This is a genomic window from Proteiniphilum sp. (assembly GCF_040307845.1).
Taxonomy (GTDB): domain Bacteria; phylum Bacteroidota; class Bacteroidia; order Bacteroidales; family Dysgonomonadaceae; genus Proteiniphilum.
Window position 1 is genome coordinate 48,334 of record NZ_JAWRIS010000016.1, and the last position, 14,597, is coordinate 62,930.

The window sequence follows — 14,597 nt, forward strand, 5'->3', positions numbered from 1 at the left end:
GTCATTTTTTTTCTCGTTTCCAACTATTAATCGTATGCCCCTGAAAAGCAAACCACACTAAATAAATAAAACAGGGAATCAGTACCCAGTATCCTGTCCTCAATCCATAATGGTCTCCTATCGCACCATAGATCAGCGGCAGGATGGCATTTCCGCTTAACCCCATAATCAAAAGCGAAGACCCCGTCTTGGTTAATTTACCCAAATTATGGATCGACAAAGGCCATATACCGGCATATATCAATGCGTTAGGAAGTCCGATCGAGGCTAAAAACCATATCGAGATATTCCCGGTATGCCCGAACAGTGAAACAGTATGATCAGCCAACACCACCCCCAAGGAAAGGAGTAAGCCAAGTGCGGTACAAAATTGCAAGGCTCTCTTTTGTGAAACGAACCGGGGAATAAGCAATATACCCAATAAATAACCAATGATTGTACATATTAGCGTATAGGAGGGAAAGAACTTGGCATCCAAAAGACCGATGCCCATCGATCCCGCATAATTGATGATAGTATCAATGGCTACCACTTGCGTGCCCACATGCAGGAAAATCGCAATAGCGCCAAAGATAAGATAAGGATAATCCAAAAGAGATTTCTTTGCCTCATTTACAACCGGCGTTAAAGTGTCATTTTCCGCTGGAGTTTCGTCCTCGGGTTCCTCTATTTCCGGCAATACTGAATATCTTATGCCGATACCTATCAACAATAAAAGCACAGCCAGGATGGAATAGGGCATAATTACCCTCCGGATCAGTTCCTGCAGAATAATATTTTTCTCTGTTTCGGAGAGTGTACCGGCTTCAAGTAAGGCAAAGGTAGCGTCGTCGGTCGATTTGAACACCACTGCTGCAAAAAGCAAAGGAGCAATGATCCCTGCCGACTTATTAAAAATCCCCATCACACTCATTCTCTGTGCGGCACTGTCAATCGGCCCGATCATAGTGACATAAGGATTTGCAGCCGTCTGAAGGATAGCAAGCCCTGTTCCCAGACAATAGAGTCCGATAAGAAAAACCACATATTGCTGTGTAAGAGCTGCCGGCACAAAAATAAGCGCCCCTAATGAGAGGAATATGAATCCGCTCATAATACCTTTTTTATATCCCACTTTGTTTAATAAAAATCCCGAGGGGATCGCCATTACAAAATAGGCTATATAAAAGGCAAAAGTCACAAAATACGACTGAAAATGTGTCAGTTCGAGGGCAATCTTGAAGTAAGGGATTAGTATTGCATTCACCCATGATACCAGGCCAAAGACAAAGTACATCACAGCCAGAATACCCATCGAGATATAAAAAACTTTTTTGTCCATCAAGAAAATATTATCTTATTGATTGGTTTTTCTTTCTTTTATTCACAGGGAGTTGAAAATCTCCAGAGCAGTCAAGGGAAATTTTAGACAACCACCCCGGTCGTTCCTCCGTTTGTCAAACTAATATCATGAGGCCGGTTTGTTCTCCATGCTCCATTTGTAAAGTCAGGGATATCTATCGGCGCTGACCGATTGGCTACCGACCATTCGCTTAACGGACCAATGACACTCCATGAAGCAGCGTCGTATACATCCATATCCACCGGCAGGCCGTTCCGCAAACAATCAATCAATCTCCAATCCATCAAAAAGTCCATTCCGCCATGCCCCCCGATCTCTTTGGCAATATCCTGCATCTTTTTTATGATGGGAGGATTATATTGCAGTTCAATTTCCCTGAATTTATCCTCAGACAACCACTCCTGGTGATCCTCAGCTATGGACAGACGGGGAGGAAGAGGGTATTTCTGCGCGGTGGCTTTTGTCCCGCTTATGGTATGCAATCGGGAGTAAGGCCGTGGTGTGGTGATGTCATGCTGTATGAGAATTGTTTGTCCTTTTACCGTTTTTATGACTGAATTATTCATGTTACCCCGGAACGGAGCTCCTTCGAATTGTTTAAAATAATCTTCTTTTTGCGACAATTCTTTGGCATATTGATCCATTAAAAAATCATCTGAAGACATTGACACCATATATTCCATCCGGTTTCCCCGGTTGATATCCATGATTTGTGCTACGGGACCCAATCCATGTGTCGGATAGAGATTCCCATTCCTTTTCATATTTTCATTTAACCGCCAACTGCGTCCGGGCTTCCCTCTGAAGAACAAGCTTTCCCCTATTTCATGAATATAGCCTCCCTCGGCATGCACTATTTCTCCAAAAAATCCATTGCGTGCCAGATTCAGGCTAAGTAATTCAAAAAAATCATAACAGCAGTTCTCCAGAATCACACAATGTTTTTTGGTATCTTCAGAGGTCTCTACTAATCGCCAACAATCCTCTACAGTTGTTGCAGCTGGGATTTCCAATGCGACGTGCTTACCCTGCTTCATGGAGTAAATACCAATCGGGGCATGCAGTTCCCAGGGAGTGGCCACATATATAAGGTCGATATCTTCCCTCCGGCACATCTCCATCCAGGAGTCTTCATTTCCAGAATAGACCATGGCCGGATGTCCCGGAGTCCGGATACGCGCTTTTGCTTTCTCCGCATGCTCGGCTAATACATCACAAATGGCCACAATCCTAATGCCCTCTATATGGCTCATCCTCTCAACCGCAGCACTTCCTCTCGACCCGACGCCCACAAAGCCAACCCTGACGGTTTCCAGTTTAGGAGCAGCATATCCGCACATGTTAAACTTCTGAGGATGTTTTTTATACGCTTCACTGTATATTTTCTTTAAGGACTTGTCCGATGGTTGATTTTCAGCCGGTATTCCATTACTTAACCCCTTGGCCGGTAACATGGCCGATACGGTTGCAGCTCCTGTTATCTTAAGGAAATTTCTTCTATTCATTTGCATGGCGAAACATATTTATTGTATAAAATGAACCTCCGAACGTTTCTTCGGGAATGCATTAAAATGATTAAACTCATTCCTGAACTCTTCGATTTCTTTGTTACTTAATTCCCTTCCGGAAATAGTTACCGGATCAATAAAGGTAATATCTTTACCGGACATTGCAACTGCAAGTGAGATATCTCCCCAAAGTAAAAAGTCCGGAATATGGATAGCCATGGAAAAATAATCGATATCACCGGATTTATCAAACAGATAACTCAATGGTATTCCTTTGAGAATTAATTTATCAGCCTTATTTCCAAGGACAGAAGACAACAGGCTCGCTACAGCCAACTCTCTATCTGCCTCAATCGTGATTTCTTTTATCTGATGTGAATTGACAAGCCAGTTCAAAACAATATCCAACTGGCCGATCCAGATTCCTTGCATGGTTTGGTTCAACCATAACGCAGAACGGAATAAAGTGTGGAATTCCGGTAATGATCCGTCAATACGCTTAGCCTCGGAAGAAGCGCTCTCTCCAATACCCCATAGATCTACAATACAGACGCCGGTTCCTCGTGCTATAAGTCCATCAATCAAATCTGCATCAATCAAACCCTTTCCTTTTGAATTAGCAATTAAAACATATTCATTATCATGCTTATTTGACGAGTGCAGCCATAAAGGTATGAGATCTCCGGTGGTTGTTTCCAAAATATACCGTTCCCAATCATTTAAGTCTGACAATTGGTGTATTGTTTTCAAATCATAGTCATCCGGTATCCTCAATATTTGTCTTAATCCTTCTTTTTTTTCCTGAATATCCATGTTGTTATCTGATAACATTCTTGATCTCAGGAGTGATCCCTGATTAAAGCAATAATCCTCGGTAGAAACCACCTCTGACGGGCGCTGTCCTTTGGAAAAGACCATTAACTCGGATTCAGGCAGCGGTACAAACTGCCCCTCTTTTTTCGGGGCACCGGTACCCTCATTTTTCAAATGAAGAGCGAACCAACCGAGCATGGCTTCCCTCATTTCGGGAAAGTAACCATGAGGCGTATCAAATATCTGGTAAGACAGGTTGTTATCCGCACCATAGAATCTATATATGGTCCTGGCACCATTGAAACTTCTCAACATTTCCTGTGGATGGAATGCCGCATTCGCATCTTGCAATCCGTTACAAATTTTCAGTGCCCGGGGTGCAATAAGCCCCAATACTGCCGATTCTTCAGTAAAAGTCAATCCACCGTCTAATGCTTCACATATACAGTTACTGTTCAGTATATACGACTGAAAAGTTCCTACGCTTACCACCGGAACAACCGCTTTAACCCGCTCATCCATGGCAGCAAGCCACATCACCTGATTCCCTCCCCCACTCGCTCCGGTTGCTCCAATATTTTCGTTATCAACAAATGGAAAAGATGAGAGCAGATCAACAGCCCGCATATTGTCTGTAATTTGAACTCCCATCAAAGTTTCTCCCACATTCAACAGAGACGCACCCAGGTTAGCCCCGTGATATTCAAACTCACCGTGGACAGTGGTTCGCTCCCCCGCTCCCCAGGGATCGATGGCAATGGCAACATAACCGTTCAAAGCCAAAGTTTGTCCTAATGCCTGATACTCGGAATACAATTTCCCATTGCGTGAATGTCCCATTGCCACAACTACCGCAGGAAAAGGACCGTTCCCGTCAGGAATATACAAGTTAGCCGTGGCATATACATGCGGTCGCGTCTGAAAGAAAATATTTTTAATTGAAAACCCTTCCCTTTTATAATTGGCTGTCTCCCTATATGCCAAAGGCAAGCCGGGATGATAGGATACTCTTGCATGTTGAAGAATAGCATTCCTCAGTTTTTCTCTCTGGGAGAACCATTCATCTTTAGTTTGGGGGAGTTGTAACAGGTTATAAGCTTTTGCCGCCTCTCTCTTAAGAGAAAAACTTATCAAATCGTTATTCTTATCACCGGTAAAGATATCCGGGAGATCATTCTGTCCCCGGATACCTTTGCTGAGTATAACGAAAAACAGGAGAACAAACAGGTTTCGCTTCATTGTAATTGAGATGCGGAGTTTTTATCCAAAAACAATACTGCATGGGGATGCCTCCTTAAAATCGTTGCCGGGCATGCTGTCGATATTTTCGCATTCAATGTATTGTAGACGGCATTGGCTTTTCGTTCATCCGGTACCATACAACTGATTACTTCACAACGCATGATAGCGGGGATTGTCAGGCTGATGGCTTCTCTTGGCACCTCTTCGAAGGTGGAGAACCATCCCTCTCCCAATTGCTGCTGTCGTGAGATATCATCCAGCTGCACTATTTTCACCAATTTGGGATCGTTAAAATCCGCCACTTCGGGATCATTAAAGGCGATATGCCCGTTCTCGCCGATACCTATGCAGGCAACATTCACTGTAACTGCTTTCAACAATTCCTCATAACGGGCTACCTCTCGGTCGATTTCTGTTGCATCGCCATTGATATAATGCACCTCAAACGGTTTCACCACATCGAGTATCCTTTCTTTCAGGTATCTTCGAAAACTGGCCGGATGTGACTCATGCAGATCTTTGTATTCATCCAAATGAAATACGGTAATTTTACTCCAATCGATTGGAAGCGTTCTGATAGCTTCTATAAAGGCAAATTGTGAAGCACCTGTAGCCAGGATCAGATTGGCATGCCCTTTGGTCTGAACGGTATCATTCAAATGTTGGGCGACAAAATCTGCACTGCCTTTTCCGGCAGAAGTCTCATCCGTAAAAATACGAACCGTAAGATTGTCTTTCTTGAATTGTTTAATTTCAGTTGTCATTTTTATTAATTTAAGTTTCGTATTAAATCCTGAAAATATAGCAGTTAATCTACATCCCACCAGAGGTTGGTGGCGACATTGTCGGGACCTCCCAGAAGGGCCTTGCCTTTTTCCAGTTCATCCTTATTATTCGCCTCTTCTGTCAATGGGAACGGTAGTCTTTTGATAAAACTCCCTTGTGGAAGCAGCGGGTTGTCTGATTGATAAACCGGATACATGACAGGATATCCCGCTCTTCTGAATTCCGCCCAGGCTTCCATGCCATCCGGAAAAATGGCCAGCCATTTCTGGGTACCTATCTGTTGGCGTTGTTCGGCAATATCAGTACTCCACTTTACGGGGATGGATGCCACGGCCGGCGACTCCTGATCATCCTCCGGGGCTGTGGGCTGCTTTTCAGACTGGATATATCCGGCAATTTCACCCGACCCGATACCCCATTGCTCCATACTCGTTTCGATGCCTTTATTGTATAACTCCCCGGCTGTGCCACCCATATTCCATCCGTTCAGAGCTCCTTCTGCTCTCAGAAAATAAGCTTCGGCCGCACACATCACATGGAACGGGGCTGTAAGATTCGGATTAAAAGTCTTATCACTTTTCGGTGTCACCCAATACGTTCCCACATTAGAGTTCTGTGAAGGGGTATTCCTTGGTTTTCCCAACAGGGTTGCCGGTAACCCGTTTCTCACGCTGGTATATGTTCCGGTCGTCACATTGGGCTGGAAGTAAACTTCCAAACGTGGATCTTCGTAGCCTTTCAAATAGGATGCTATGGTAGAGCTCATTGCAAATTCATTCCAGGCTGCCACTTGTGATAGGCCGTTCGTATCATTACCCGGTTCTGCCTTTTTCAGAAGCGCATTTTGAGAATTCTCCAACAATACACCGGCTGCAACAGCTGCCTCTGCCTCGGTTTTAGCCCTGTCCGGATCTGCCTTCGATATGCGTAATGCCAGGCGAAGGCGCAATGTATTGGCAAAAGCGACCCATTTCTGAATATCCCCGTCATACATCAATTCGTACCCTTTAAAGACAGTGGTTCCCTCCGGGAGCGCCTTGAGAGTATTTACGGCTGACGCAAGACGGGTAAAAAAATCATCATATATCTTGTCCTGAGAATCGTACGGAATTACTTCGATCGGTTCAGCAGCCTGAAAATAAGGAACAGGTCCAAAATGATCAGTTAACCGATGAAAAGCATACACCCATAGAATATCAGCCAGGGCCTCTTCTCCCGAACCGGGTTCGGCATTCTCTTTAATTGCTTTCAACTGAGGTGCTGTATCAACATAGACAACAGTCCAGAAACGCCGTTGCCAGTCGGGGACAAGCACATAGCGGTCAGTAGAGAAAGATGTACTGGTCAATGCAAAATATTGGGCATACAGGTCTGCGCCCAAATTTTGTACAGTCTGGTAAAAACTGCGGTTTAAAGCCGACGATGATTGGGCTTTGGCAAACATGAACGGCATTTCGCGAGAACCCACTTCCGTCAGGTTATTAGGATCGGTATTCATTTCTTCAAAGTCTCCCGTACAACCCATCCATATTAGGAGAGACATCACATAACTGTAAATATATTTTTTCATCATATTGATTATTAAAAAGTTAATTTAAGATTAAGACCGATTGACCTTGAGAGAGGCGGCAAACCCAATTCCACTCCTTGATAGTTCCCGGCACCCAAAGAAGCATCAGGATCAGTAGGATTATCTCTTTTACCGATACCGTTAATATTCATGATCGATTTTCCTCTATAGAAGAACAGCAGATTTCTTCCTGTAATGGAAAGCGATGCAGATTCAATGATCGCGGTTTCTTTTAATTGAAAATCATATCCGACTGATAATTCTCTTAGACGCACATTTGTCATGTCATAGGTGAAGAAATCACCCCAGGCGTCACGTCCGTTCTGGGAAACAGTAGTCCATAACTGTTGGGAAGTGATGGCGGTAGTATTGGCTGATCCATCGGCCTTTACGGCATCAAGGACCAAGCCCCCCTCCCTGAATTTTTCCGTGTAACCGGCAACGCCATAGGCAGCGAGATAAGCGTCCGTACCGGAAACCATTTCACCACCGATACGTGCGTCAATCAGGAATGAGACTCTGAAATTCTTATAACTTAACCGGTTGCTCCATCCCAACATGGCATCGGGATTGAAATTTCCCAGTTTTTGGTTGGACTCTACTACCGGCAATCCTCTGTCATCCACCACATATTTTCCTGTAGCATCATCTTTTTTCCATGCCCATCCATACAGGTCGCCATAAGAACTACCTTCCTTGACAATCACTGTGGCATATTTCGTATTATCAGTAATATTGACCTGTGTAGTGTTCGGTGCCAGTTCAATCACTTTATTGATATTCCTTGAGAAATTGATGCCAGTGTTCCAGCTAAAGTCTTTTGTTTCAAGGGGAGTGGCATTCAATTGGATTTCCAGTCCTTTATTTTCAATATTTCCGGCATTGATATACCGTCTGTTAAATCCGCTGGCCATCGGCAACCCCACGTACAGCAACTGATTGATAGTATTGCTCTTATAAAGTGTAGCATCGATACCCAAACGGCCATTGAGGAACCGCCAGTCCAAACCGACTTCGTATGACTTTGTTTTTTCCGGCTTCAAATCCTGAATTGATTTTATCTGGTTCCGGGAAATAAATCCCTGTCCGGCCCCCAAGGCAAATAGAAATCGTTGTTTCAACAAATAGGGATCGGGATCATTGCCCACTTGTGTATAAGAAGCTCTTACTTTTCCAAAGCTGACCCAGGAAGGCATATTCACCATATCAGATATAATGGCGGACAGTCCGACGGAAGGATAAAAATAACTATGTGGCGAGGGCAATGTGGACGACCAGTCGTTTCGTCCGGTCACATCCACGAATAAATAGGATTTAAATCCCACCTGCAGGTTACCATATACCGAATTCAAGGCTCTGGTGTATCCTCCCACATCCTGAAATGCCGGGGTGGTTGCTGCGGTCAGGCTGAACTTGTTTGGGATGGAAAGCCCGTTGGCCATATCTGTCACAGTGGCATATTTTCTCTTTAAGAAACTGGTACCCAGATTATAGTTAAGGCTTATATATTCCGCTATAGTATTTTCTCCTGATAACAATACATCAAAGTTTCTCTCCCAGTATTGTGAAGTGGTTTCGTAATATTTACCCCCGGTCTTTACATCTCCTAACGAAACGGTACCATCGTAAAAAGAACCGTCTATCTTGTCATCATACCGGTCATAACTCACCCGTCCCATGATACTCAGCCAATCCAGCAATTGATATTTGGCAGAGCCCAATAAGGTAACCCGGTTACGTTCTTCGTTTACCGACGTCCGGTTGGTACTCCAGTATGGATTATCGTAAATGGAAGAGGTAGTCCAGTATTTTCGTACCGGTTGTCCATTATTCGGATTAATCGTTTCATAATCTTTCAACTCCGACTCGCTCATATCCCTCGGCATGATATACGCCTCTATAGGTGTTCCGGCATCTCCCAGGCGCGGACGATTCTTCACTCTCTGATTTACGTAAGTAATCTTGGCATCGGTCGTGAATTTGGAATGAAACCGGTTATTTATTCTCAGGTTCATGGTATTCCTCTCCAGCTTATTACCAGGTATCATCCCTTCCACGGAGTTATTGGTGTAGGAAGCGAACCCCTGCATCATATCCGTCCCTCCATACAGGCTCACCGTATTATTAAAAGAGTAAGCGGTCTCGAAAAAGTCTTTTACATTGTTTGGGTAAGTCCGGGTTGCTTCCCCCCAGCTTTCTCCGACTCCTTCCGCTGTGACACCTCCGTTACCTCTGCCGTATTTGTCCTGGAAATCGATTAATAAATGGGGCTGGTCGACAGACATACCGCTGTTAAGTTCCACTTTCAGGCCACCTTCTTTTCCTTGTTTTGTCGTGATTATAATGGCTCCGTTAGCCGCCCTGCTACCATACAACGCAGCAGCCGAAGGGCCCTTAAGCACATTGATAGAAGCTACATCATCGGGATTGATATTCACCGCACCATCACTTCCTCCATAATTATAGGTTGTACCCGTAGCTTGATCATAAGAAGTATTATCATACGGGACACCATCAATAACAATCAGAGCGGTATTGTTCCCGCTGATGGACCGGTTTCCTCTAAGCACCACGCGGGCAGCGGCTCCAGGTCCTGTTGCCGCGGTCGATATTACCGCTCCCGATATTTTTCCTGACAAACTGCTTAAGATATTAGAACTGTTATCCTTTATTTCTCCTATTGAACCGTCTATTTGTTGGGTTGAATAGGACAACGTCCTGGTCTTTCGTTCAATACCCAATGCGGTAACTACTACTTCTCCAAGATCGTATGTGGTAGGGGTCAATTCAACTTTAAAAGATGTTTCGTTTCCCATAAAAATTTCCTCAGGTTCATAACCAAGCATACTAAACGACAAATAATCGTCATTATCTGCTTCAATTTCAAAAGCCCCGTCTATATCAGTCACTCCTCCCCTGGAGGTGCCTTTCACTACAACCTGAACTCCCGGTAAAGTTTCTTTTGTTACCTTATCAATCACAATTCCCTGCCTGAGAGATATGGCTTGACTATAAACAGGAAGTGACAACAATAAGAGGCATACTGTTACTAAAAATAATTTTTGAATTAATTGTTCCATAGGTATATATTTAGAATTTTGTTATTTCATTCACAAAGATAGAGGTAGGATTTGGCCTCATATAAGATAATTAACGAAAAACTTAATGGCTTATTACGAATAGATTTATTATAAAAGTGATGATTATGGAACAATATACGATGGGGATTGTTGAATTAATAATTTAAACCTGCTCAAAGGAATTCTTTATAATGATCAAAATACTTGTACTTATAGATTCCGCCACTGAATTCAGTCGTCGTTTTCTGAACGGCCTGATCCGCTATGCGCATGAAAACGGTCCCTGGATATTTTATCGATTACCTTTGTACTATAAAGTGCTGTACGGAGAAGCCGGTATTATAGAACGGATCAGGGATTGGGGTATCGATGCAATCTTTGTTCAATGGGAATACAACGAAATTCAATTTTTAAGACAACTGGATATTCCTGTATTCCTTCAAAACTATGAAGATGACGCCGAATGGTTTTCAAAAATTTCCGGTGATTACATGGAAGTGGGTGCAATGGCGGCTAATTTTTTTGCTAAGAAAAAGTTTAAAAATTTCGCTTTCTACGGCAATAAAAATTTCCTCTGGTCGAAAGGGAGGGCTGAAGGATATCGGAAAGAAGTAGAAAAATTAGGAGGTAACTATTATTACTTTGAATCGGAATATTTAACAAACAGCCAATGGAGTAGCAGCCATATAGAATTGGATCAATGGTTGTCGTCGCTCCCGAAACCTGTTGCTGTCTTCGCGTGTGATGATTATTTTGCCCTTCAGGTGGCAGAGATGTGTAAAATAAACAACATTGATATTCCAAATGAGTTGTGTTTACTCGGCGTTGATAATGACGAACTTATTTGCAACTTATCTTATCCATCCATCTCGTCCATTGTAACCGATGACGAAAATATCGGGTATATAACCGGGAAAAAACTTCATGCCCAGATTGTAAATAAGAAGAATATTCCTTTCAATATAGTCAAAAAGCCTCTACATATCGAACAGCGGCAATCTACGGAGAAATATAATATCTCAGACAAATACATCACAACGGTAATAGAATATATTGAAAAAAATTGCAAAACAAATATTTCAATTGATCATCTAACGCAAATTGTTCCGCTTGGTCGAAGAAATCTTGAAAAGAAATTCAAGGCAACCATGGGGTCCTCCATTTACCAGTTCATTCTGGAAAAGAAAATAGAGCATATTTCCTTCGAATTATTAACCACACAGAAAAGTTTCTTGGATATTGCTATTGAAACAGGTTTTAATGATATAAGAAATGCTTATAGGATCTTCAAAAAAAATACCGGCCATACACCGTTGAATTTCCGCAAAAAATTCTCAAAGGTCAATAAATAGTCTATCTATCATAAAACTAAATCGATATACCTTCTTAAAGATTACCCGTATTGATTTTCAAACAGACAATGTCCTGTCAATGAAAATTTTCCATGTAAAAAAAAATAGTATATTTGCAGCCGTAAACGCAATTTAAGTATCCACTCAAAATAAATCGGAAATATCCCGGACATAATATACCCGGCGGGGTTTCATACTTTTTGTAAAAATATAATCATATGGGAAACAAAACCATTCTGGATATACTGAAAGAAGCCGTCGAAAAATACGGTGATCGCCCTTATCTATACGAAGCAAGAAAGGGTACACAATATACATCCATAAGTTACAAGCAAGTAGAAGAACGAACCCTGCAATTCGCTGCGGGCCTCATGGCATTGGGTATTAAGGCAGGTGATCGTATAGCGCTTATTTCAGAAGGAAAGAACAATTGGGTAATCGGCGAATTGGGTATCCTACATGCCGGGGCGATCAGTGTACCTCTGTCAGTAAAACTGCAAACCGAACAGGACCTGAGTTTCCGGATCAACCACTCCGAGTGTGTGGCGATACTGGCGTCAGACCAGCAAATAGCCAAACTGCGTCTGATGAAGAGTTTGTTTACCACCGTAAAGCATTATGTATTAATGGATCCGGATGATAATCCCGAAAATGACGAGTTATCATTTGAATCGATAATTGAAGACGGAAAAAAATTCATCGATGCCAATCCATCCGCTTTGAAGGAGAGGATGGAGAGTGTGGAATCCGATTCACTGGCAAACATATCCTATACGTCAGGCACGACTGCCAATCCGAAAGGGATCATGCTTACCCATGGCAACTACGTATGTAATGCCGAACAGGCGGTGGATATTCTCCACGGCATCCCTCCTCATTTCCGCACACTGCTGATATTACCCTGGGATCACTCTTTCGGCCATACGGCCGGCATCTATACTTTCATGAAATGCGGGGCATCTATTGCATCTGTCGCCATGGGAAAAACACCCATGGAAATCTTACGAAACGTACCCAAAAGCATTAAGGCCATTAACCCTCATTTATTGATGAGCGTCCCGGCGCTTGCTGCCAATTTCAGGAAAAGCATAGAGGCGGAGATAGAGAAAAAAGGCAAATTTACCGTTTCATTGTTCAAGCGAGCGCTCAAAACCGCTTATGCTTATAACAAGGAAGGATATAACAAGGGAGGACGTGGGCGCTTGATGCTCTCCATTTACGATAAACTGATTTTCTCCAAGATACGACAATCATTTTCCAGCAATATGGAATTTTTCATCGGCGGCGGAGCGCTCCTCGATATCGAATTGCAACGGTTCTTCTACGCCATCGGTATCCCCATGTATCAGGGGTATGGATTGTCGGAAGCCACCCCCATTATTTCGGCGAACAGTCAATATGCACATAAACTGGGATCCTCGGGAAGACCGGTTCCCCATATGGATATCAAGATTGTGGACGACAGTCTCAATGAAGTGCCTATTGGTGAAAAGGGCGAAATTATCATCCGTGGCGGCAATGTGATGAAGGGATACTGGAAAAATCCCCAGGCAACCGCAGAGACTATTGTGGAGGGATGGCTCCGCACCGGCGACATGGGATATATCGATGAAGATGGGTATCTCTATGTGCTCGGACGCACCAAATCATTGTTGATTAGTGACGATGGAGAGAAATTCTCTCCCGAAGGGATTGAAGAGTCCATTATCTCCACATCCCCCTTTATCGACCAGTGCGTGCTTTACAACAATCAGAGTCCTTATACCACAGCCCTGATCGTGCCAAATGCGTCGGAACTGAAGAAGATGAATGCCGATCCGGAACAGGCGGCGCTTCTGATAGAAAAAGCGATAAACGAGTATCGCAGCGGTGGTAAACACGACGGTTTATTCCCGCACCGATGGATTCCTTCCGCCTTTGCCATTATAGAAAAACCTTTTTCCGAACAGAACGGATTAGTGAACTCCACCATGAAGATCGTGAAGCATAAGGTATATGAAACGTATGCTTCACGAATTGCGTCGCTCTATACCCCTGAAGGGAAACAGGCTACTTCACCGGATAACCTGGAAGCGTTGAAGAAACTATTATGAGTGCTTCAAGAAACAATATTACAAATAGTTTTTGCATTCCCTTCAGATCTGGTCAATTGCCTTAATTCATCAAAATAATCTTGAATATAAAGAACTGCTTTTTTGTGCATCTCTATATATTGACGAAACAACATATTGAAATGCTGCACAAAGATGCTTATTTTTACTTGATTTTTCCTATCAATTCCACAAATTCTTTCCGGTATCCGTTCGGATCATAAGAGAGGGATGAATTGGCCAAATCCTTTACCATCTTCAAATTCTTCGTCTTTCATCTTGCGGTTTTCATAGCCAATGAGCCGGTAAGCCTCTACCATTTCGGCAAACACTTTCTGTATCTGCGCTGCATTATCAATCTTTTTGAGTTAAAGTCAGCTGCAATAAGGAATATGGGTTAAGTATGCTGATTCGCAAAATTTATCCGCAAAAAAAATCCACTTTTTTGTGAATATGTAAAATAATAACTATCTTTACCCCGTCAATATAATACGATATGGAAATTATTTTTGAAAAGAAATATTTGAAAGAAATGTACCATACGGGTAAAACAAATGACAAGAGGCATCGGTTTCAACCCGCTATCATTCGCAAATATATACGCGTTATCGATATTATGGTTGACCAACCCGACACATTGGCGCTAAAAAAATTCAATGGTTTGCATTATGAACAACTGAAAGGCAGTAAAGCTGGATTGTCATCCGTAAGAGTGAACGACCAATATCTGATTGAATTTGAAGAAAAAACAATAGGCGATCAATCGGTTGCCACAATATGTAATATCGTAGAATTGTCAAACCATTATAAATAG

10 protein-coding genes are annotated in these 14,597 nt (G+C 42.8%); 3 read left to right on the plus strand and 7 right to left on the minus strand.

The annotated features are described in order from the left end of the window. Position 1: 1 nt before the first annotated feature. The 6 genes from ABV001_RS03450 to ABV001_RS03475 all read right to left on the minus strand — a co-directional run bounded on the left by ABV001_RS03450 (position 2) and on the right by ABV001_RS03475 (position 10,341). Entirely contained in the window at positions 2–1,321 is a 1,320-nt protein-coding gene (locus ABV001_RS03450) for a sugar MFS transporter (RefSeq protein ID WP_352421531.1), read from the minus strand. 83 nt (positions 1,322–1,404) lie between these two features. Then, positions 1,405–2,847 (minus strand): Gfo/Idh/MocA family oxidoreductase, encoded by a 1,443-nt coding sequence (locus tag ABV001_RS03455; protein WP_352421532.1) that lies wholly within the window; start codon positions 2,845–2,847, stop codon positions 1,405–1,407. A gap of 18 nt (positions 2,848–2,865) precedes the next feature. After that, positions 2,866–4,902: a dienelactone hydrolase family protein gene (locus ABV001_RS03460; protein ID WP_352421533.1), complete on the minus strand. Its 2,037-nt coding sequence runs from the start codon at positions 4,900–4,902 to the stop codon at positions 2,866–2,868. After that, positions 4,899–5,669, minus strand: a complete 771-nt coding sequence (locus tag ABV001_RS03465; protein WP_352421534.1) for a glucosamine-6-phosphate deaminase — start codon at positions 5,667–5,669, stop codon at positions 4,899–4,901. Before ABV001_RS03465 ends, ABV001_RS03460 begins: the two co-directional genes overlap by 4 nt. Positions 5,670–5,713: 44 nt before the next feature. Next, complete coding sequence (locus ABV001_RS03470; RefSeq protein ID WP_352421535.1) at positions 5,714–7,264, minus strand: SusD/RagB family nutrient-binding outer membrane lipoprotein; 1,551 nt, start codon at positions 7,262–7,264, stop codon at positions 5,714–5,716. 8 nt (positions 7,265–7,272) lie between these two features. Further along, positions 7,273–10,341, minus strand: coding sequence for a SusC/RagA family TonB-linked outer membrane protein (locus tag ABV001_RS03475; protein ID WP_352421536.1), 3,069 nt, complete (start codon positions 10,339–10,341; stop codon positions 7,273–7,275). Positions 10,342–10,532: 191 nt separating this feature from the next. On the opposite strand from ABV001_RS03475, the gene ABV001_RS03480 reads away from it, so the two are divergent. Together ABV001_RS03480 and ABV001_RS03485 are read left to right on the plus strand one after the other, a co-directional pair. Continuing rightward, entirely contained in the window at positions 10,533–11,693 is a 1,161-nt protein-coding gene (locus ABV001_RS03480; RefSeq protein ID WP_352421537.1) for a substrate-binding domain-containing protein, read from the plus strand. Positions 11,694–11,911: 218 nt separating this feature from the next. Further along, positions 11,912–13,786 (plus strand): AMP-dependent synthetase/ligase, encoded by a 1,875-nt coding sequence (locus tag ABV001_RS03485; protein ID WP_352421538.1) that lies wholly within the window; start codon positions 11,912–11,914, stop codon positions 13,784–13,786. Between the two features lie 215 nt (positions 13,787–14,001). Here the strand turns inward: ABV001_RS03485 and ABV001_RS03490 are convergent, their stop codons facing one another. After that, positions 14,002–14,103, minus strand: a complete 102-nt coding sequence (locus tag ABV001_RS03490) for a YfbK domain-containing protein (RefSeq protein WP_352421606.1) — start codon at positions 14,101–14,103, stop codon at positions 14,002–14,004. A 176-nt stretch (positions 14,104–14,279) separates the two neighbouring features. Here ABV001_RS03490 and ABV001_RS03495 point away from each other — a divergent pair, with 176 nt between their 5' ends. Further along, entirely contained in the window at positions 14,280–14,597 is a 318-nt protein-coding gene (locus ABV001_RS03495) for a type II toxin-antitoxin system RelE/ParE family toxin (RefSeq protein ID WP_352421539.1), read from the plus strand.

Coding starts and splice junctions, on each gene's coding strand:
- ABV001_RS03450 (WP_352421531.1), bottom strand. CDS start 1,321: ATGGACAAAAAAGTTTTTTATATCTCGATGGGTATTCTGGCTGTGATG.
- ABV001_RS03455 (WP_352421532.1), bottom strand. CDS start 2,847: ATGAATAGAAGAAATTTCCTTAAGATAACAGGAGCTGCAACCGTATCG.
- ABV001_RS03460 (WP_352421533.1), bottom strand. CDS start 4,902: ATGAAGCGAAACCTGTTTGTTCTCCTGTTTTTCGTTATACTCAGCAAA.
- ABV001_RS03465 (WP_352421534.1), bottom strand. CDS start 5,669: ATGACAACTGAAATTAAACAATTCAAGAAAGACAATCTTACGGTTCGT.
- ABV001_RS03470 (WP_352421535.1), bottom strand. CDS start 7,264: ATGATGAAAAAATATATTTACAGTTATGTGATGTCTCTCCTAATATGG.
- ABV001_RS03475 (WP_352421536.1), bottom strand. CDS start 10,341: ATGGAACAATTAATTCAAAAATTATTTTTAGTAACAGTATGCCTCTTA.
- ABV001_RS03480 (WP_352421537.1), top strand. CDS start 10,533: ATGATCAAAATACTTGTACTTATAGATTCCGCCACTGAATTCAGTCGT.
- ABV001_RS03485 (WP_352421538.1), top strand. CDS start 11,912: ATGGGAAACAAAACCATTCTGGATATACTGAAAGAAGCCGTCGAAAAA.
- ABV001_RS03490 (WP_352421606.1), bottom strand. CDS start 14,103: ATGGTAGAGGCTTACCGGCTCATTGGCTATGAAAACCGCAAGATGAAA.
- ABV001_RS03495 (WP_352421539.1), top strand. CDS start 14,280: ATGGAAATTATTTTTGAAAAGAAATATTTGAAAGAAATGTACCATACG.